This window comes from Streptomyces sp. A3M-1-3 (assembly GCF_024213665.1).
GTDB lineage: Bacteria > Actinomycetota > Actinomycetes > Streptomycetales > Streptomycetaceae > Streptomyces.
The window spans coordinates 40,822-59,890 of sequence record NZ_JANAVP010000025.1; the positions used below are offsets into that span (position 1 = coordinate 40,822).

The following is a 19,069-nucleotide window of genomic DNA, read 5'->3' on the forward strand; positions in this document are numbered from 1 at the left end:
GTTGGTGGCTTCGCTGCTGACGCCCTGACATTTCCGGCATCCCTGGCGTGGCCGAATCGCCGGCCGATCGCCGGCGAGATCCCGGGCCGATCCTGGGCTGTCAGTCGCAGCCCGTATTCTCTGTGACCATGCTCGACGACCGTACGACCGCAGCAGCGTGGCCGGCCGCGTACCCCCAGGGGTACGCGGTCGTTGACGTGGAGACCACCGGACTCGCCCGCGACGACCGGATAGTGTCCGCTGCCGTCTACCGGCTCGACGCGCAGGGCAACGTCGAGGACCACTGGTACACGCTCGTCAACCCGGAGCGGGATCCGGGTCCCGTGTGGATTCACGGGCTCACCAGCGACGTACTCGAAGGCGCCCCGCTCTTCCAGGACATCGCGTACGAGTTCTCGACGCGGCTCGCGGACCGGGTGCTCGTCGCGCACAACGCCATGTTCGACTGGTCGATGATCGCCCGGGAGTACGCACGGGCCGAGCGGACCGCCCCCGTCCGGCAGCGGCTGTGCACGATCGCGCTCTCCAAGGAGCTCAGGCTGCCGCTGCCCAACCACAAGCTGGAGTCGCTCGCCGCGCACTTCGGTGTCGTACAGCAGCGCGCGCACCACGCCCTCGACGACGCGCGCGTGCTCGCCGAGGCGTTCCGGCCCAGCCTGCACGCGGCTGTGCGGGACGGGGTGCGGCTGCCGCTGCTGGAATGCCGGCCGCTGACGGAGTGGTCGGACGCGCCCGCCGCACCCCGGGTCGGATACCAGGCCTCGTACCGGCCGATGAGCTGGCGACCCTCCCGCAGGCGGCCGGCCTGCCCCTACCCGAACCCCGGGCGGTACGAGGTGGGCAGGCCGCTGAAGCAGGGCATGCGGGTGGCGTTCTCCGGCGACACATCCGTCGACCGCGAGCTGCTGGAGGACCGGGCGGTCGAGGCGGGGCTGCACATCGCCACGAGTGTGTCCCGGCTCACCAGTCTGCTGGTCACGAACGACCCCGGCTCCGCGACCTCCAAGACGGTCAAGGCCAGGTCGTACGCCACCCCGGTGGTCGACGAGGCGGCCTTCACCCAGCTGCTGCGGGACGTGGCCCCGGCAGACGGGTGATTGCCCGACGACTCGCCAGCCACCCGCTCGCCCCGCCGCCGCCGTGCGCCGCACCCTGTGGCGCATGGCACGTTGCGAGGTATGCGGAAACGACTACGGCATGTCCTTCGAGGTGCACGCGCAGGGCGCGGTGCACGTCTTCGACTGCTTCTCCTGCGCCATTCACCGCATGGCGCCCCTGTGTGAGCACTGCAAGGTCCAGATCATCGGCCAGGGCGTCGAGGCCGAGGGCCACTTCTACTGCGGTGCCCACTGCGCCCGCGCCGAGGGGAGGGTGGGCATCGTCGACAAAGTCTGAAACCGCGGATCCACCCCCTCCGTCCGGGCACCCCATGACCGAGTTGTACGGTCATGGGGTGTACCGCTTCCTGTTGACCCGGCAGTGGGTGATCCTCACCCTCCTGGCACTCGTCCTCATCCCCGTGATGGTCGAGCTGGGCTTCTGGCAGTTCCACCGCCACGAGCACCGGGTCGCACAGAACCAGCTGATCGCCGCCAATCTGGCCGCGAAGCCGGTCCCGGCCGGCGAGCTGACCTCCCCGGGCCACACCGTTCCGCGTGCCGACTACTGGCGCCGGGTGACCGTCACCGGTACGTACGACACCGCGCACGAGGTGGTCGTCCGCCGCCGGACCTCCGCCGACGACCGGGTCGGCTTCCATGTCCTGACGCCGCTGGTGATGAAGGACGGTCGCGCGGTCCTCGTCAACCGCGGCTGGATCCCGTTCGCCTCCGACCAGCAGGCGTTCCCCGAGGTGCCGCCCACCCCGCGGGGCGAGTTGACGGTGACCGGCCGGCTGAAGGCCGACGAGACGACGGGCGCCAGCGGAATCAAGGACCTCAAGGGGCTGCCGGACCGCCAGGTCATGCTGATCAACAGCGAGCAGCAGGCGAAGGCCCTGTCCCGGCCGGTGCTCGGCGGCTACCTCGAGCAGACCGCTCCCGAGCCCGCCGGAGACTCCCCCGAACCGGTCCCGGCCCCCGACCACGACTCCATCGGCGCCCACATGGCATACGCCGTGCAGTGGTGGCTCTTCGCCGCCGGAGTGCCCGTCGGCTGGCTGATCCTGGTCCGCCGCGAGAAGCAGGACGGGGCCGCCGCCGCCGGTACCCCGGACGAATCGGCCGACCCGGCCGAGGTCGCCGCCACCGCCTGATCTGCCGGACTGATTGGCCCCTCGGCCTTGCGGGAACACGGATCGCGTGACCCAACGCATCGAGGACTACGCCCTGATCGGCGATCTCCAGACCGCCGCCCTGGTCGGCCGGGACGGTTCCGTCGACTGGCTGTGCCTGCCCCGGTTCGACTCGGCCGCCTGCTTCGCCGCGCTGCTCGGCGACCAGGAGAACGGCCACTGGCGGATCGCACCGGAGGGTGCGGGCAACTGCACCCGTCGCGGGTACGCCGACGACTCACTCGTCCTGGAGTCGATCTGGGAGACCGAGCACGGCGCCGTCAAGGTCAGCGACCTCATGCCGCAGCGCGACGTCGCACCCGACGTGGTCCGGATCATCGAGGGACTCTCCGGAGAGGTCGCCATGCGCAGCACGCTCCGGCTGCGCTTCGACTACGGCAGCATCGTGCCGTGGATGCGCCGCTCCGACGGGCACCGGGTGGCGATCGCCGGACCCGACTCCGTATGGCTGCGCAGCGAGCCGGCCGTGAAGACCTGGGGCAAGCGGAACGCCACCTACTCCACGTTCACCGTCGCCGAGGGCGAGCGGGTCGCGTTCGTCCTGACCTGGCACCCCTCTCACGAGCCGCGCCCTGCCCTGGTCGACCCCTTCGAGGCGCTGCAGCACAGCCTGGAGGACTGGCAGGAGTGGTCCGGGCGATGCCGGTACCAGGGTCCGTACCGCGAAGCCGTCCTCCGCTCGCTGATCACCCTCAAGGCCCTGACGTACGCCCCCACCGGCGGCATCGTCGCCGCCCCCACCACCTCGCTGCCCGAGGAGATCGGCGGCGTACGCAACTGGGACTACCGGTACTGCTGGCTGCGCGACGCCACCCTCACCCTCGGCTCTCTGCTCTCCGCCGGCTATCTCGACGAGGCCGCGGCCTGGCGGGACTGGCTGCTGCGCGCGGTCGCCGGCGACCCCGCCGACCTGCAGATCATGTACGGGCTCGCGGGCGAACGGCGGCTGCCGGAGACGGAGCTGCCCTGGCTGCGCGGGTACGAGTCGTCCGCCCCCGTACGGATCGGCAACGCCGCCGTCAACCAGCTCCAGCTCGACGTGTACGGGGAGGTCATCGACTCCCTTCATCTGGCGCGCTGTGCGGGCCTGGTGGCGGAGAAGAATGCCTGGCACCTGCAAGTCAGCCTGCTCGGCTTCCTGGAGAACAGCTGGCGCGAGCCGGACGAGGGACTGTGGGAAGTACGAGGCCCGCGCCGCCACTTCGTGCACTCCAAGGTGATGGCGTGGGTGGCGGCGGACCGCGCGGTACGCACCCTGGAGGCCGAGCCGAGCCTCAGCGGCAGCCTCGGGCGGTGGCGCGCGATGCGGGACGAGGTCCACCGGGAGGTGTGCGAGAAGGGCTACGACCCGGTCCGCAACACCTTTACGCAGTTCTACGGCTCCGAGGAACTGGACGCGGCGACCCTCCTCATCCCCCGGGTCGGGTTCCTGCCGCCGGACGATCCGCGGGTCATCGGGACCATCGACGCGGTGCGCGACGAACTCGGCCACGGCGGCCTCGTCCGCCGCTACAGCACGGAGGGCAGGCCGGTTGACGGGCTGCCGGGTGACGAGGGCACCTTTCTGGCCTGCTCGTTCTGGCTGGCCGACGCGCTGCGCATGACCGGCCGGGTGAAGGAGGCCCGCGAGGTGTTCGAGCGGCTGCTGTCGCTGCGCAACGATGTCGGGCTGCTGGCCGAGGAGTACGACCCGCTCTCGGGGCGGCAGCTCGGAAACTACCCGCAAGCCTTCAGCCACATCGGTCTGGTGGGGACCGCCCTCGCTCTCGACCGGGAGGAGACGGCAGGATAGGGCCATGGATCTTGGACTGAGGGACCGCGTCTACGTCGTCACCGGAGCCACCCGCGGGCTGGGCCACGCCTCGGCGACCGCGCTCGCCGCCGAGGGCGCGAAGGTGATCATCACCGGCCGGGACGAGAAGGGCGCCGCGGAGGCCGCCGCCGGGCTCGGCCCGGGCGCGCTGGGCGTGGCCGCCGACAACGCCGACCCGGCGATCGCGCAACGGCTGATCAGCACCGCGCGCGAGCGGTTCGGCCGCTTCGACGGCATCCTCATCAGCGTCGGCGGCCCGGCGCCCGGCTTCGCCGCCGACAACACGGACGAGCAGTGGCAGGCGGCGTTCGAGTCGGTGTTCCTGGGCGCGGTACGGCTGGCCCGCGCGGCCGCGGCGGAGCTGGGCGAGGGCGGGGTCATCGGCTTCGTACTCTCCGGCTCCGTCCACGAGCCCATCCCGGGCCTGACCATCTCGAACGGCCTGCGCCCGGGTCTCGCCGGCTTCGCGAAGTCGCTCGCGGACGAGCTGGGCCCGCGCGGCGTCCGGGTGATCGGTCTGCTGCCGGCCCGGATCGACACGGACCGGGTCCGGGAACTCGACGCGCTGTCGGGCGACGCGGAGTCGGCCCGGGCGGCGAACGAGTCCCGCATCCCGCTGCGCCGGTACGGAACCCCGGAGGAGTTCGGCAGGACGGCGGCGTTCCTGCTCTCGCCGGCGGCGTCCTACCTGACGGGAGTCATGCTCCCGGTGGACGGCGGCGCCCGCCACGGCTTCTGACCCCGCGTCGGCCCTCGTAGGCCACCGCCCGCGGCCCTGGATCAGTCGTCCGCCAGGCGTGCCCCGAACGCCGCACGCCCACCTTCGACGCCGAAGAAACGCAGCCCCAGGGCCTGCGGCCGGGAGCAGGCACGCAGGCGCGCGTGCCGACGAGACCCACTTGGCCCGGCCCCGGCATCGCGGAGCAGAGTCGGGCACACCGGCGGGCGTACCGGCGAGACGTAGGTGGCCCAGCCCCGGGCCTTGCCGAGCTGGAGCGGGCTTCCCGCCGGGGCGGGCAGGGACGCGAGTACGCCCGCGGGTGTACGGCGAGGCAGGCATTGCCGGACGGCGGCCGGTGGGATGCGGACCTCTCCTCGGCCGGGACGGCCGAACGCCGTCAGGACACGCGTTCCGCTCGGTGTTTTACCGCCCTCAGGCGGACCTCCGACGGCAGGGCCGCCAGGCCCGCCGAGTCCCGGGCGTGGGCCAGTGCCTCGTCCGTGAGGCTCGACAGGGTCTCCGCCGGGGCCGCGTGGGGCTCGAGCAGGAGGTTCACCCGGGTCGTGGGCGCGTTCCGGCGGCCCTGCAGATGGACGTGGGCGCGCGACACCCCGTCCATCGCCTCCGCCTCGCTCGCCACTACGCCCTCCAGTGCCCGTCCCCGCAGCAGGGCCGCCTCCCCGTCGCCGCTGTCGACCAGCACCTCGGCCAGCCGCGACCGCCGGAACTGGGCCAGCAGCCACCACAGGGCAAGCAGTACGCAGACGGCCAGGGCCGCCAGGACCACGGGCCACCACCAGCCTTCGTCGCGCCACCGGTTCCGGTCCGCGCGGCTCAGCAGTACGTCGTCGCGCCCGTCGAACGGCCACCAGGACGGCACACCGAGGCCGAACCCGGCGGCCAGCACCGCGCCGCCGACCGCGATCAGTACCAGTCCCACCAGCCCGAGCAGCACCCGGTTGACCGTACTCAGCACCGCCGCATCACCTCTTCTTCGCCGGCCGGCCGACATGGACGGACAGCCCCGGGGGGTGGGCGAGCCCGAGTTCCCTGATGCCGGCGGCCAGTACCGTGTCCAGATCGGCGCGTACGTCGTCGAGTTCACGGAAGTGGGACACGGCACGGACCGCTGCCTTCGAGCGCCGCACCCGTACCCGTACCGCCTGGACGCCGGACACCTCCATCGCCCGGTCGCGCAGCACCATTGCTGCCGCGTCCCGGTCCAGCCCGGCCCGTACGTCGGCGTTGCGGCGCCGCATCGGGAGGATGCGGCGCAGCCCCGCAGTGACCGCCAGCACCAGCAGCCACACCCCGAGCGCGACGGCCGCCGCCGCGCCCGCCAGCACCCAGACGTCGTCCAACGGGCGCTCCGCGAGCTCCTGGGCGAGGACCCGGCGCCACCGCATCGCGGGGCGGTCGGCCCGTACCGCCGCGAGGTCGTAGAGCAGCAGGCCCGCGGCGCCCAGCGCCACCAGAGCGGTCAGCCCGGCCGGTAGCCTGCGCCCCGACCAGAACCGGCCCGCCTTGTCGGCATCCCCGGCCTCGGCCGGAGCCGGCACCGGGTCGTACGCCGCGGCGGAGGCCGACTGATCCAGCTCCGGCGATCGAGCACTCATCGGATCCTCCCCTTGGCCGCGCCCCGTGAGTGCACCGAGTGCAGCCGTTCTACCTGGACGGCCACTTCGGGCACCTCCATTCCCGCCAACGCATTTACCCGCTGGGAGACTTGGCGACGCACCGAGGCGCACTGGCCGCCGATGTCGGACGGGTAGTCGAGATCGAGACTGATCCGCACCCGGGCGATGTCGTGGTGCACGGTGACGGACGCATGCGGCCGGCTGCCCTCCGCCGGAACGGCCTCCAACGCCTCCCGCGCCGCCTGCGCGGCGATCTTGGCGACGACCCGGTCGGCGATCCGGGTGGCCCCGCGTTCAGCCGCCTCGACCGGCCCCGAGGATGTCACGCGGGTCACCGCCGCCGGTCGTCACGCTCGCGGGGGCGAAAGAAGTCGCCGGGTTCCAGGTCCCCGTCCAGGAACCTGCCCACGACAAAGCCGACGGCTCCGAGCGCCGCCACCAGCAGAAAGGCCCCGAAGCCGCCGAAGTATCCGGCGAACCCGAGCGCCATGCCGGCCACCAGGCCGACCACCGCCATGCTCATGCTGAGCTCCTCTACGGATCTAGCGATCCAGCGATCCACCGTCCTACTGCAGCCGTGTTTCCGGCTCTTCCTCTTCCTCGTCCGGCAGCTTCACATCGCTGACCGCGATGTTGACCTCGACGACCTCGAGTTCCGTCATGCGCTCGACCGCCGAGATGACGTTCTCACGTACCGCACGGGCGACATCCGCGATCGCCACGCCGTAGTCGACGACGATTTCGATGTCGAGCGCCGTCTGCACCTCGCCGACTTCGGCCTTCACCCCTCGGGAGACCGACTTGGCCCCGCCGGGCACCCGGTCGCGTACCGCGCCGAACGTACGGGAGATGCCGCTGCCCATCGCATGGACCCCGAGGACCTCCCGGGCTGCGAGGCCGGCGATCTTCTCCACCACGCCGTCGGCGATGGTGGTACGGCCGCGGCTCGCCGGATCTCCGCCGCCCCTTCGGGTAGTGCCGGTGCCGGCCTTCTTGATCTCCCCGCCGGACTGTCCGCTTTCCGTCATCGCTATTCGTCCCTTCCAAGCACGAATGGGCTCCATTGCCCACGTTAATCGCGCGTGCCCGCCAGCGCGCCGGGGATACGGCAAGCTGGAGCAATGACGGCCGACCGATGGGCAAGGGCAGTGCGGGAGCGTCTCGGCCTGGGCAGGCTGCTGCCCCTGGGTGAGGCGGCGGACGGTGCCTGGCTGGCGGAACGGGCGGCGGGCGCCGTACTGCGGCGGGCCGCCGCCTCGGTAGCGGCGGTCGGACCGGTCACCCTGCGCATCGCCCTGGCCGATCCGGACCGGGCGGGTGAGCCCGCGGTGCCGGCCCCGCCCGGCGCGCTCCCGCCCGGTCCGCTGCGGATCGAGGCGGCGCTCGCGGCCACGGCGGACGCGCCGTTGCCGGTCACGGCAGCCGCCCTGCGCGCGGCGCTGTTCACGGCGGCGCGGGAGGCCCTGGGGCTGGTGGTGACGGAGGTGGACCTGCGGGTGACGGCGCTGCTGGATCAGGCACCGGCAGCCGTGCCGCCGCCGGAGGAGCAGGCTGCCGGCCTTCCGCCGGCAGGAGCCGTCGCGACGGCGGCGGCACAGGTCCCTGGCGTGGTCGCCCTGACCGGCGTACTGGGCGCTCCCGTCCATGACGAGGGCGGGCACATCCGCATCGAGCTGGCGACGGCCCGGGAGCACCGCGCGCTGGACGTGGCGAGGGCGGTCCGCACAGCGGTGACGGCCGACCGGCAGGACCGGCCGACCGTCACGGTCGTCATCACGGCGGTGGTGTGACGGCGGTGGTGTAACGCGTTGCTGTAGGGCGTTGATGCAGAGCGGTGGTGCGGCGTCGCGAGCCGTTCAGTCCGCGATGCCGGCGAGGTCGCGGAGGCGGCGGGCCTGCGCGGCGCGCTCCGCGATGCGCTGGTCCTCGTACGTACGGCCGGACGCTCCGCGCAGCAGCGCCTTCGTCTCGACGACCGCGTCACGCGGCGCGGCCAGCAGCGCCGACGTCAGGTCCTGCACCGCGCCGTCGAGTTCGGTAACGGGGACGACCAGGTTGGCGAGGCCGATCCGCTCGGCCTCCGCCGCGTGGACGAAGCGGCCGGTGGCGCAGATCTCCAGGGCGCAGGCGTACCCCACCAGGGACAGCAGGGGGTGCGTCCCGGTGAGGTCGGGGACCAGGCCGAGGCTGGTCTCACGCATGGCGAACTGCACGTCCTCGGCGACGACCCGCAGGTCGCAGGCGAGGGCGAGCTGGAAGCCCGCGCCGATGGCGTGCCCTTGTACGGCGGCGATGGTGATGAGGTCGTTGCGCCGCCACCAGGTGAACGCCTCCTGGTACTCGGCGATGACCGCGTCGAGTTCAGCGTCGGCGCCGCGCGCCAGGTCGAGGAACGACGGCTCGCCGTCGAAGCCCTCGGGCGTGAACGCCTGCCGGTCGAGTCCGGCGGAGAAGGACTGGCCTTCTCCGCGCAGCACGACCACCCGGACGCTGCCCGGCAACGCCCGCCCGGCTTCCGCCAACGCCCGCCAGAGAGCGGGGGACTGGGCGTTGCGCTTGGCCGGGTTGGTCAGGGTCACCGTGGCGACGGAGTCGTCGACGGTGAGCTGTACGCCATCCTTGTCGAGGACGAGGACGTGGTCGGGCGAAGCCATGTGCGCCTCCGGTTCAGAGCAGTCAGCTACTCAAGCTACTCAACAGTAACCACCCGGTCGACCTCACGACCGACCGGGGGCCACCGAACCGGTGGAACGACGGAAGACGACCTGGGGTCAGGCCGTGACTGTCTTCTTGCCGCGTGTCGCACCGCCGCGTCCCCGCAGCGCGACTCCGGACTCACTGAGCATCCGGTGGACGAAGCCATACGAGCGGCCGGTTTCCTCGGCCAGTGCCCGGATACTTGCCCCGGAGTCGTACTTCTTCTTCAGGTCTGCCGCGAGCTTGTCGCGCGCGGCGCCGGTCACCCGGCTGCCCTTCTTCAGAGTCTCGGCCACCCGTGCCTCCTCATGGGAAGTGCGCTCTGGACTTCTCATGATCACCCCTCCCGGGCTTCCTGGCCACCCATTCGGCAAGGTCCGTCCCACAAGGTTTGCCGGAGGGCGACCGGCCCTCACGAGCGGAACCATCCATTCCGCCCAGGTCCGACACCGCTGGAGGTCGGGTTCATGAACGAATCGGCTGGTCAGCCCGGCAAAACGATCAGCCGGGCGGCCCGGGCCGCCCGGCCACCGCCTACGCCGGAATCGGTGTATGCCACACCGTGGTACGAGACACACTCACTCAGATGAAGGATCACGCATAAGCCGAATGATCCAGCGGGATATGGATCAGGGCGGAACAGGGGGAGCAGGGACCGGGGGCGAAGAGCCTCAGGCCAGGGCCACCAGATCCCGGTAGTCGGCGCCCCAGAGGTCCTCGACCCCGTCCGGCAGCAGGATGATCCGTTCCGGCTCCAGCGCCTCGACCGCGCCCTCGTCGTGGGTGACGAGGATGACCGCGCCCTTGTAGGTGCGCAGTGCGCCGAGGATCTCCTCGCGGCTGGCCGGGTCGAGGTTGTTGGTGGGCTCGTCGAGCAGCAGCACGTTGGCGGACGAGACGACCAGGGTGGCCAGCGCCAGCCGGGTCTTCTCACCACCGGAGAGCACGCCCGCCGGCTTGTCGACGTCGTCGCCGGAGAACAGGAAGGAGCCCAGCGTCTTGCGGACCTCGACGAGGTCGAGGTCGGGCGCGGAGGAGCGCATGTTCTCCAGGACCGTGCGGTCCGGGTCGAGCGTCTCGTGCTCCTGCGCGTAGTAACCGAGCTTGAGCCCGTGGCCCGGGCTCACCTCACCGGTGTCCGGCTTCTCGACCCCCGCGAGCAGTCGCAGCAGGGTGGTCTTGCCGGCGCCGTTGAGGCCGAGGATGACGACGCGGGAGCCCTTGTCGATGGCGAGATCCACATCGGTGAAGATTTCGAGCGAGCCGTACGACTTCGACAGGCCCTCGGCGGTGAGCGGCGTCTTGCCGCAGGGCGCGGGCTCGGGGAAGCGCAGCTTGGCGACCTTGTCGGAGACCCGTACCGCATCCAGGCCGGACAACAGCCGCTCGGCCCGCTTGGCCATGTTCTGCGCGGCGACGGTCTTGGTCGCCTTGGCGCGCATCTTGTCGGCCTGCGAGTTGAGGGCGGCGGCCTTCTTCTCGGCGTTCTGCCGCTCGCGCTTGCGCCGCTTCTCGTCGGCCTCGCGCTGCTGCTGGTAGAGCTTCCAGCCCATGTTGTAGACGTCGATCTGCGACCGGTTCGCGTCCAGGTAGAAGACCTTGTTGACGACGGTCTCGACGAGGTCGACATCGTGGGAGATCACGATGAAGCCGCCGCGGTAGCTCTTCAGATAGTCGCGCAGCCAGACGATCGAGTCGGCGTCGAGGTGGTTGGTCGGCTCGTCGAGCAGCAGGGTGTCGGCGTCCGAGAAGAGGATCCGGGCCAGCTCGACGCGGCGGCGCTGACCACCGGAGAGCGTATGGAGCGGCTGTCCGAGCACCCGGTCGGGCAGTCCGAGCGCGGCGGCGATGGTGGCGGCCTCGGCCTCGGCGGAGTACCCGCCCTTGGTCAGGAACTCCGTCTCCAGGCGCTCGTACTTCTTCATCGCCCGCTCGCGGGTGGCGCCCTTGCCGTTCGCCATCCGCTCCTCGTTCTCGCGCATCTTGCGCAGGACGGAGTCCAGGTCGCGGGCGGAGAGGATGCGGTCACGCGCGAGGGTGTCGAGGTCCCCGGTGCGCGGGTCCTGCGGCAGATACCCCACCTCGCCGGAGCGGGTGATGGCCCCGGCGGCGGGGATGCCCTCGCCCGCGAGGCACTTGGTGAGGGTGGTCTTGCCGGCTCCGTTGCGGCCGACGAGGCCGATGCGGTCGCCCTTGGCGATACGGAAGGAAGCGGACTCGATCAGGATTCGGGCGCCGGCGCGCAGCTCGATGCCGGTGGCGGTGATCACGGAAATACTCCAGGGCGGTATGGGCGGCGGAAGGGAGCGGGCGGAGATTCTTCGACGCCGCTAATGCACAAGGAGATTTGCCATACGGCTCAGTCTACCGGGGGCTCGCAACTGCTTTCGTGGCGCGGCCGGGGAGCTCGTTGCCCAGTGGTCTGCGGTCCGGGGTGATCCGGCCGAGGTCGTCCACCGCGCGACCAGCTCGGATGTCCAGGGCACGCCCTGCGCCCGGCAGGGCTGGGCGATCAGCAGCGCTCCTCCCGCGCGGGCGAAGCGGTGCGGGTCGAAGGCGCAGCCGCGCCGGGCCGGCAGCACCCAGCGCAGATCGCCGTCCGCGGTGCGGTAGGCGGCGATGCGCTGCGGGGTGACGACGGCGAGCATCCGGTACGCCGGGTCGAGCGGCTGGAGGGCGTCGGCCGCCCGGGCGGGCGCTTCGGCCGGCCGGCGGGCGCTCGTCGGGACGGCGCGGTGCCAGCGGACCGCGCCGCCGCCGGCCCGGGCGCTGTCGGTGACCATGCCGTCGTCCCACAGGGTGAAGGCGTGGCCGGGGGCCGCCCGCAGGCCGAGCGGGCGGCGGCCCTCGCGGGTGTACGTCCAGCGGGGCGCCCCGGAGTGCGGGCCGTACGCCTGGACGGCGCCGCCCGCGGCGCGGAGCAGCGGTTCGCCGGCCGCGCGGGCGGACGGCCCGTGCGCGGTGAGGTGGTCGCCGTACGGCGCCGGGCGGGAGTGGTGGGCGGCGGTCACCAATGGGAGCGCGAGGAGGGCGGCCGCCAGGGAGAGGACGAGACGGGCCCCGCGCCGGGTCCTGCTGTCCGGCGCATCGGTCGGCAGAGGGGTCGGCAGAGCGGCCAAGGCTCCCCCTTTCGGTGCCGGGTCCACGGATCAGGCGCAGAGCGTAGCCGCGGCCGCCCGGGGCGGCGGTGGGGAGCTGTGCCGACACGTGGCGCGGCCGGCCGCGTCCCCCGTTCAGCCCTGGCCGGCGCTGCCCGGCGCTCCCCAGCCCAAGGGCGTAGCGGGATGAATAGGTTGATACTCGGCGGAGGATGGCGGGTAGCCGCCGCAGTGAAACACGAGGGTGGTGCGGGCCATGCAGTTCGACGACGACGCCAACCTGGACACCTCCGAGGTCCAGGATGTGCGGGGCAGCCGCGTCCCCGGCGGCCGGGCCACCATCGGCGGCGGGATCGCCGGACTCATCGCGCTCGTCCTGGGCCTGTTCTTCGGAGTGGGCCCCGAACAGCTCGGGCTGTCCTCGGACGACTCCGACCCGGATGCCAGCGCGTCCTCCGCGGCCCAGGTGCAGCAGGCATGCCGTACCGGGCAGGACGCGAACATCAGGGAAGACTGCCGGCTCGTCGGGGTGGTCAACAGCGCGCAGGACTACTGGCGGCAGGAGTTCGCCCGGCGCGACGGGCAGTACAGCGGCGCGCAGACGGTCTTCTTCACCGACCGGGTCGGCACGGCCTGCGGCCCCGCCACCTCGGCCGTCGGCCCCTTCTACTGCCCGGTTGACCGGAAGGTCTATCTGGACCTGGGGTTCTTCAACGACCTGCGCACCAAGTTCGGTTCGAGCGGCGGCCCGTTCGCGCAGGCGTATGTGGTGGCCCATGAGTACGGGCACCATGTGCAGAACCTGATGGGCACGCTCCGCAGGGCGCAGGACGGGCGGCAGGGCGCGTACAGCAACGCGGTACGGGTGGAGCTGCAGGCGGACTGCTACGCCGGGGTCTGGGCGCACAACGCGACGCGCACCCCGGACGAGTCCGGGCGGCCGCTGATCACCCAGCTCACGGACGCCGACATCCGGGACGGACTCGATGCGGCGGCCGCGGTCGGCGACGACCGGATCCAGGAGAGGTACCAGGGCCGGGTGACGCCCGAGAACTGGACGCACGGCTCGGCGCAGCAGCGCCAGCAGTGGTTCTACACCGGCTACCGCACGGGTGACATGGCGCAGTGCGACACGTTCCGGTGACTGTCAGACCCACCTGCCAGACTGTGTGCTGGATCACATCCGTACGTCCGAAACGAGAGGGAGTGACCGACATGGCAGGCGCACCGAGCATCTGTCCGACACTGGTCTACACGGACGCGAAGGCGGCGATCAAGCTGTTGACGGAGGCGTTCGGCTTCACCGAGGTCGCGGTGTACGAGGGCGAGGACGGCAGCGTGCTGCATGCCGAGCTGGCCTACGGCAACGGGATGGTCATGCTGGGCAGCAAGGGCAAGGGCGGGGTCTTCGACACGGCGATGGCGGACGCCGGACCGGCGGGGGTGTACGTGGTGGTGGAGGACGTCGACGCGCACCACAAGCGGGCCGTCGAGCACGGAGTGGAGATCCTGATGGAGCCCACCGACCAGGACTACGGCTCGCGGGACTACATGAGCCGGGACCCGGAGGGCAACATCTGGAGCTTCGGAACATACGCACCGGGCGCGGCGTAGACCGGCCGGGGCGGGCCGGGACGGGACGGGTCGGGGCCGGGCGGGTTCCGGGCGGGCCGGTGGAGTCCGGGGCGCTTCGGGCCGGGGCCGGCGCGGACCGGGCGGGACCCACGCAGGCGGGACCGGGGCGGGGGCGGGTAGGCCGTGGCCCGTGGAGCCGGGCGCTTCGGGTCGGGACCGGCGCGGACCGGGCGGGGGCGGCGGGGGTCAGGCTCCTCCGGTGTGGACTTGGAATGCTGCCCGGCGGACCGCCTTGGCCAGGGCCGGGTCGGGGTGGGCGGCGGCCAGGGCTACCAGGACCTGCACCGTGCGGGGGTGGCCGATGGCCCGTACCTCCTCGAGCAGGGCGGGCACCGTGCCCTGCACCGCGGAGTCGAGGTGGCGGACCAGCAGTTCGGTCTCGCCGTGGTCGGCGACGGCCGCGGCGGTGTCCACCCAGAGCCAGGTGGACTCCTCCCGGGTCAGCACCTCGGCCGCGTCCTCGGCGTCCACGCCGTCGTACTCCGCCAGCCAGAGCAGGGCGTAGGGGCGCAGCGCGCTTTCGGCGGCCGCGGCCCGCACCTCGGGCTCGGCCGGGGCGCCGACCACGCGCAGCGCTTCGAAGGCGAGCCCGCGCAGCAGCGCGTCCTCGCCGCGGGCGACGCCGAGCAGCTCCGCGACGGCGCTGCCGACGGTCCGGGCGGCCAGCCATGCCCGGTACTCGGCCCGCGCGGAGCCGGGGCTCAGGCGTGCGCAGCCGTGCAGCATGGCCTCGGCGGCCTGCTCGATGTTGCCGGCAGGGCTCTGCGCGGCCACGCAGATCTGCTCGAGCTTGACCCACACCGCCCAGTTACCGAGCGGCGTCAGGGTCGCCTGACCCTCGCCGAGGGTCAGCGCGTCCACTGCGGCGAGGCCCTCCAGGGCCCAGCCGAGGAGGAGGGAGAGCGGGACGGCATCGGGGGCGGGAGGCTGTGCAGGGAGCGCGGGGAGCGGCTGCGGCCCGTACGGCACCTCGCAGCGCTCGTCGCGCAGTTCGGCGACGCGCTGTTCGAGGAGGTCGAGCAGCGTGGGAACAGGGACGGGGCCGGCGGAGAGCTGGAGCAGGGAAAGGAGCTGGGGGACGGCCTCGACGACCTCGGCGACGGCGGTCGGGGCGACGTCGGCCGGCGCGGGGTGGACCAGGGACCAGGCGTCGAACAGGGCCACCCAGCCGCGCAGTACGGCCGCGTCGTCGCGGTCCCAGGCGCGCAGCCGCCAGCCGGGGCGCGCGGTGTCGCCGTGCACCTCGACGAGTCCGGCCAGCCGGGCCCGGTCCCAGCCTGCCCGGACCTGGGCGGCCGTCAGTTCCAGGGCGGCGGCGGCCCGTTCCACGGCGGGCGCGGAGAGCACTCCGGACTGCCCCGGGCGGAAGGCGGCCGCCGCGCCGCGCTGCTGGTCGGCCCAGCGGGCGATCCGTACGGCGTCGGCGAGGCCGGCCCTCGCCTGACCGGCGAGCTCCGAGGGGGCCGGGGTGCCCTCGGGGGGGCGCGGCGCGGGCCGGGTGCGCCGGTTCGTCACCGCCTTGCGGGCGGCGGCGATCGGACGCTGACGGACGAGTCGGAGCCTGGAGTCGCGCGGGGTACGGGACGTCACGGGAGCAGTCTTGCCTCTGACGGGCCGAAAGCCCAAACGGAACCGGGGGTTGCGCTCTACGGCAACCGCCGTCGGGCGCCCGCATCGACCCCTTCGGCGCGCGTCCGAGCCGAATCAGGGCCGCGTCGGCGCTGCGTCGGCGCCGCGTCAGCACCGCGGCCGGGACGGTGGCTACAACAGACGGTGGCTACATCAGCGGGGTGAGGAAGCGGCGGAGGGCCTCCTCGTACGTCTCCGGGGTGGCATTCCACATCGCCGCGTGCGGGGCGTTCGGGACGGTGTGCAGGGTGACGAGGTCCGGGCGCCGCCGGGCCAGTTCCCGCGAGCGCTGCCAGGGGGCCAGCACGTCGTCCGGGCCGTGGAAGATCAGGGTGGGGACGCGGACGGCGTCCGAGTCGGCCGAGGCAGGCAGGCGGTCGCTGTGCAGTCCGGTCCTGCCCTGGGCCGCCCGGACCGCGAGCGGCAGCAGCGGCGCCGGGACGCGGCGGGCGGAGGCCAGGGCGCGCAGGGTGGTCTGCCAGTCGAGGACCGGGGAGTCGAGCACGAGACCGGTGATGCGGTCCCGCAGCGCCGAGTTGGCGGCGGCGTGCAGGGCCATCGACGCACCGGTGGACCAGCCGTGCAGGACGACGCGCTCGGCGCCGTACCGCACGGCGTAGCGGATGGCGGCGTCCAGGTCGCGCCACTCCGAGTCGCCGAGGTGTCCGAGGCCGTCCGGGGAGCGGGGCGCGCCCAGGTCGTTGCGGTACGCCAGGTCGAGCACCGGGAACCGCTGCCGGTGCAGGAACGGCATGACGACCATGGGGTGCTCGCGGGTGGTGCCGAGGCCGTGCACGGTGATCACCCAGGTGTCGCGGGCGCCGGGCACGAACCAGGCGGGCAGTGCGCCGAGTTCGCCGGGAACGTCGACGTCCGCGTGGTCGAGGCCGAGCGCGGTACGGGGATTGCCGATGTGGATCTGCGGGGTGAGCCGGACCTTCGCGCCCGGCTCCAGCGTGCCGTGGGTGACGCGCTCCAGCCGGCGTACGACGGTGTCCGCGGCGTGCCGCGCGTCCTGCAGCACCGGTCCGACAACGGCGTGCACCCGGAGTCCGTGCAGCCCGTACGTGCCGGGCCGCAGCGAGGCCAGCGAGCGGGTCAGGGTGACCTGTCCCGCCGCGGTGGCGTGGACACTGAGCCGGGGGCCGAGGGACACGGGCCGTTCCGGCGACGCCTTGAGTGCGACGTCACAGGCGTACCGGCCGGCCGCCACCGCGACCGTGGCGACACCGAGGAGTGTGGTGACGGCCGCTGCCGTCGCTGTAGCCGGGCGCACCGTCTCAGTGTCGGTGCGTATGCGGACGGCTGCCAGTCAGCGGGACTGCCCGTATCCGCGGAGTTTGTCGGCGACGTCGTCGAGCTGGGCCGGGGAGAGCAGGGTCGGGGTGTGGCCGGGGACCGTGCTCGCGGTGAGCCAGACGCGGCACATCCATTCCAGCTGGGCGGTGCGGTCGTAGGCCTGGTCGAGCGTGTCGCCGTGGGCGACCGTGCCGTGGTTCCGCAGCAGGCAGGCGGTGCGGCCGCGCAGGGCGTGGAGCATGTGCCCGGCCAGCTCGGGGGTGCCGTAGAGCGCGTACGGCGCGACGCGCACCGGGCCGCCCAGCGCCGCGGTCATGTAGTGGACGGGCGGCAGCTCGGGGACGAGCGTGGAGACGGCTGTCGCGTGCACGGCATGGGTGTGCACGACGGCTCGGGCGGGGGTGTTCCGGTAGACCGCGAGGTGCAGCGGCAGCTCGCTGGTGGGGACGAGCTCTCCGGTGACCTGCTTGCCGGTCAGGTCGACGGCGACGATGTCGCCCGGGCCGAGCCGGTCGTACGGCACTCCGCTGGGCGTGACGAGCACGAGGTCGCCGACCCGTACCGAGACGTTTCCTGAGGTGCCCACGACGAGCCCTTCGGCGGCTGTCCGGCGGGCGGTGGCCACCAGCTCGGCCCACGCCTGCTCGATTGCCTCCTCGGTCGCGTGATCGGTCGCCTGCTCGGTCGCGTCCTGGTGCTCCATGGGCGTGATCCTGCCAGGCCGGGGATCCGGTCTCCGGAGTGAGGTGATCTGAGTCTCTTCCCCACCTTCTCCCACGGGCGGGCGAACCGGGCGAAGCGGTTCCGCTCGGGGCGCGGCGAAACCAGTCCTGGCGCGGATTTGTCGCGTTTCTATCGTCCCCCCAACGGGAAAGCGGAGTGACGGCGCTCCGTTGGGGTTACCGCACCGCCCGGTCCAGTTCATCTTCCGTTCATTCAGGTTGCCTACGTTCGCCGAGCCACTGACGTCCAACAGAAGCCTGGGTAAATGGAACACATCACGCTTCTCCTCGGGATCGTGATCATCACCGCTCTCGTGTTCGATTTCACGAACGGTTTCCACGACACAGCCAACGCGATGGCGACGACCATCTCGACCGGCGCTCTCAAGCCCAAGACGGCGGTGGCCATGTCCGCCGTGCTCAACCTCGTCGGCGCGTTCCTCTCGGTGGAGGTCGCCAAGACGATCTCCAGCGGACTCGTCAACGAAGAGGGCATCAGGCCCGAAGTCATTTTCGCGGCGCTCGTCGGCGCCATCCTGTGGAATCTGCTGACCTGGCTGGTCGGCCTGCCGTCCAGCTCCTCGCACGCCCTCATGGGCGGTCTGATCGGTGCCACCGTCGCCTCGGTCGGCTTCGGCGGTGTCAACGGCGACGTCGTCGTCACCAAGGTGCTGCTCCCCGCGATCGCCGCACCGCTCGTCGCCGGTTTCGCCGCGATGCTCGCCACCCGGCTCACGTACAAGCTGAGCAGCAAGACCGACGAGAAGGCATCGGCCAAGGGCTACCGCATCGGCCAGATCGGCTCCGCGGGCCTCGTCTCGCTGGCGCACGGCACCAACGACGCGCAGAAGACCATGGGCATCATCACCCTGGCCCTGGTCACCGGCGGCGCCCTCGCCCCCGGCTCGAACCCGCCCATGTGGGTCATCCTCTCGGCCGGTCTCGCGATCGCGCTCGGCACCTACCTCGGCGGCTGGCGCATCATCCGCACCATGGGCAAGGGCCTCACCGACCTCCAGCCGCAGCAGGGCTTCGCCGCCCAGACCAGCGCGGCGAGCGTCATCCTGGCTTCCTCGAACCTCGGCTTCTCGCTCTCGACCACCCACTCGTGCTCCGGCGCGGTGATGGGTTCCGGTCTCGGCCGCAAGGGCGGTGTGGTCCGCTGGTCCACCGCGACCCGGATGTTCATCGCCTGGGGCCTCACCCTGCCGGCGGCGGGTCTGGTCGCCGCGGGCGCGGAGTTCGTGACCAAGCAGGGGGACTGGGGTGTCGCCGCGGTCGCGGTGTTCCTCGTCAGCTCCTGCCTCGCGATCTGGCTCGTCTCCCGCCGCCAGGTCATCGACCACACCAACGTCAACGAGACCGGCGGCGACAGCGAGCCCGCGGGCGTCGTGACCACCGCCATCGCCGCCGTCACCCCGCCCCCGGTGGGCGTCACCGCCGGCGGCACCGGTGAGCTGAAGGCCACCATCCCGGCCCCGGCACCCGCGTCCCCCGAACCGCCGCAGCCAGCGACCGTCTAAGG

The 19,069-nt window shown here is 72.4% G+C and carries 21 protein-coding genes; 9 read left to right on the forward strand and 12 right to left on the reverse strand.

Going from position 1 to position 19,069, the window contains the following annotated elements:
• Nucleotides 1-122 precede the first annotated feature (122 nt).
• The 5 genes from NLX86_RS25200 to NLX86_RS25220 all read left to right on the forward strand — a co-directional run bounded on the left by NLX86_RS25200 (nucleotide 123) and on the right by NLX86_RS25220 (nucleotide 4,845).
• Entirely contained in the window at nucleotides 123-1,097 is a 975-nt protein-coding gene (locus NLX86_RS25200; protein ID WP_254374066.1) for a DEDDh family exonuclease, read from the forward strand.
• A gap of 64 nt (nucleotides 1,098-1,161) precedes the next feature.
• Nucleotides 1,162-1,395 (forward strand): hypothetical protein, encoded by a 234-nt coding sequence (locus tag NLX86_RS25205; protein WP_254374067.1) that lies wholly within the window; start codon nucleotides 1,162-1,164, stop codon nucleotides 1,393-1,395.
• Between the two features lie 58 nt (nucleotides 1,396-1,453).
• Nucleotides 1,454-2,254 (forward strand): SURF1 family protein, encoded by an 801-nt coding sequence (locus tag NLX86_RS25210; protein WP_254374128.1) that lies wholly within the window; start codon nucleotides 1,454-1,456, stop codon nucleotides 2,252-2,254.
• 46 nt (nucleotides 2,255-2,300) lie between these two features.
• Nucleotides 2,301-4,085, forward strand: coding sequence for a glycoside hydrolase family 15 protein (locus NLX86_RS25215; RefSeq protein WP_254374068.1), 1,785 nt, complete (start codon nucleotides 2,301-2,303; stop codon nucleotides 4,083-4,085).
• Between the two features lie 4 nt (nucleotides 4,086-4,089).
• Complete coding sequence (locus NLX86_RS25220; protein WP_254374069.1) at nucleotides 4,090-4,845, forward strand: SDR family oxidoreductase; 756 nt, start codon at nucleotides 4,090-4,092, stop codon at nucleotides 4,843-4,845.
• A 379-nt stretch (nucleotides 4,846-5,224) separates the two neighbouring features.
• Here the strand turns inward: NLX86_RS25220 and amaP are convergent, their stop codons facing one another.
• From amaP to NLX86_RS25245, 5 genes are read right to left on the reverse strand one after another with little or no spacing between them, the layout of a single operon-like run.
• The gene (gene amaP, locus NLX86_RS25225; protein WP_254374070.1) at nucleotides 5,225-5,803 is read right to left on the reverse strand and encodes an alkaline shock response membrane anchor protein AmaP; all 579 of its coding nucleotides are present in this window, start codon (nucleotides 5,801-5,803) and stop codon (nucleotides 5,225-5,227) included.
• Nucleotides 5,804-5,810: 7 nt separating this feature from the next.
• Nucleotides 5,811-6,443 carry a DUF6286 domain-containing protein gene (locus NLX86_RS25230; RefSeq protein ID WP_254374071.1) on the reverse strand — a complete coding sequence of 211 codons (633 nt, stop codon included), beginning with the start codon at nucleotides 6,441-6,443 and terminating at the stop codon, nucleotides 5,811-5,813.
• Nucleotides 6,440-6,799, reverse strand: a complete 360-nt coding sequence (locus NLX86_RS25235; RefSeq protein ID WP_254374072.1) for an alkaline shock response membrane anchor protein AmaP — start codon at nucleotides 6,797-6,799, stop codon at nucleotides 6,440-6,442. Before NLX86_RS25235 ends, NLX86_RS25230 begins: the two co-directional genes overlap by 4 nt.
• On the reverse strand, nucleotides 6,796-6,987 hold the full coding sequence (locus tag NLX86_RS25240) for a hypothetical protein (protein WP_254374073.1): 192 nt from the start codon (nucleotides 6,985-6,987) through the stop codon (nucleotides 6,796-6,798). The genes NLX86_RS25235 and NLX86_RS25240 overlap by 4 nt, the downstream gene beginning before the upstream one ends.
• 43 nt (nucleotides 6,988-7,030) lie before the next feature.
• Nucleotides 7,031-7,492 carry an Asp23/Gls24 family envelope stress response protein gene (locus NLX86_RS25245; protein WP_254374074.1) on the reverse strand — a complete coding sequence of 154 codons (462 nt, stop codon included), beginning with the start codon at nucleotides 7,490-7,492 and terminating at the stop codon, nucleotides 7,031-7,033.
• A 93-nt stretch (nucleotides 7,493-7,585) separates the two neighbouring features.
• Here NLX86_RS25245 and NLX86_RS25250 point away from each other — a divergent pair, with 93 nt between their 5' ends.
• Nucleotides 7,586-8,254, forward strand: a complete 669-nt coding sequence (locus tag NLX86_RS25250; protein ID WP_254374075.1) for a hypothetical protein — start codon at nucleotides 7,586-7,588, stop codon at nucleotides 8,252-8,254.
• 66 nt (nucleotides 8,255-8,320) lie between these two features.
• On the opposite strand, the gene NLX86_RS25255 is transcribed toward NLX86_RS25250, so the two are convergent.
• The 4 genes from NLX86_RS25255 to NLX86_RS25270 all read right to left on the reverse strand — a co-directional run bounded on the left by NLX86_RS25255 (nucleotide 8,321) and on the right by NLX86_RS25270 (nucleotide 12,280).
• Nucleotides 8,321-9,118, reverse strand: coding sequence for an enoyl-CoA hydratase/isomerase family protein (locus NLX86_RS25255; RefSeq protein ID WP_254374076.1), 798 nt, complete (start codon nucleotides 9,116-9,118; stop codon nucleotides 8,321-8,323).
• Nucleotides 9,119-9,235: 117 nt separating this feature from the next.
• On the reverse strand, nucleotides 9,236-9,457 hold the full coding sequence (locus NLX86_RS25260) for a helix-turn-helix domain-containing protein (protein WP_254374077.1): 222 nt from the start codon (nucleotides 9,455-9,457) through the stop codon (nucleotides 9,236-9,238).
• A gap of 375 nt (nucleotides 9,458-9,832) precedes the next feature.
• Complete coding sequence (locus NLX86_RS25265; RefSeq protein ID WP_254374078.1) at nucleotides 9,833-11,431, reverse strand: ABC-F family ATP-binding cassette domain-containing protein; 1,599 nt, start codon at nucleotides 11,429-11,431, stop codon at nucleotides 9,833-9,835.
• Between the two features lie 60 nt (nucleotides 11,432-11,491).
• On the reverse strand, nucleotides 11,492-12,280 hold the full coding sequence (locus tag NLX86_RS25270; protein WP_254374079.1) for a hypothetical protein: 789 nt from the start codon (nucleotides 12,278-12,280) through the stop codon (nucleotides 11,492-11,494).
• Nucleotides 12,281-12,515: 235 nt separating this feature from the next.
• Between NLX86_RS25270 and NLX86_RS25275 the strand changes: the two genes are divergently transcribed.
• On the forward strand, nucleotides 12,516-13,403 hold the full coding sequence (locus NLX86_RS25275; protein WP_254374080.1) for a neutral zinc metallopeptidase: 888 nt from the start codon (nucleotides 12,516-12,518) through the stop codon (nucleotides 13,401-13,403).
• 71 nt (nucleotides 13,404-13,474) lie between these two features.
• Entirely contained in the window at nucleotides 13,475-13,873 is a 399-nt protein-coding gene (locus NLX86_RS25280) for a VOC family protein (RefSeq protein ID WP_254374081.1), read from the forward strand.
• 207 nt (nucleotides 13,874-14,080) lie between these two features.
• Here the strand turns inward: NLX86_RS25280 and NLX86_RS25285 are convergent, their stop codons facing one another.
• The 3 genes from NLX86_RS25285 to NLX86_RS25295 form a co-directional block, all read right to left on the reverse strand.
• Nucleotides 14,081-15,484, reverse strand: a complete 1,404-nt coding sequence (locus NLX86_RS25285; RefSeq protein WP_254374082.1) for a hypothetical protein — start codon at nucleotides 15,482-15,484, stop codon at nucleotides 14,081-14,083.
• Between the two features lie 187 nt (nucleotides 15,485-15,671).
• Nucleotides 15,672-16,799, reverse strand: a complete 1,128-nt coding sequence (locus NLX86_RS25290) for a prolyl oligopeptidase family serine peptidase (RefSeq protein ID WP_254374083.1) — start codon at nucleotides 16,797-16,799, stop codon at nucleotides 15,672-15,674.
• Between the two features lie 36 nt (nucleotides 16,800-16,835).
• Nucleotides 16,836-17,525: a class II aldolase/adducin family protein gene (locus NLX86_RS25295; RefSeq protein ID WP_254374084.1), complete on the reverse strand. Its 690-nt coding sequence runs from the start codon at nucleotides 17,523-17,525 to the stop codon at nucleotides 16,836-16,838.
• 285 nt (nucleotides 17,526-17,810) lie between these two features.
• Between NLX86_RS25295 and NLX86_RS25300 the strand changes: the two genes are divergently transcribed.
• Nucleotides 17,811-19,067 (forward strand): inorganic phosphate transporter, encoded by a 1,257-nt coding sequence (locus tag NLX86_RS25300; RefSeq protein ID WP_254374085.1) that lies wholly within the window; start codon nucleotides 17,811-17,813, stop codon nucleotides 19,065-19,067.
• Nucleotides 19,068-19,069 lie beyond the last annotated feature (2 nt).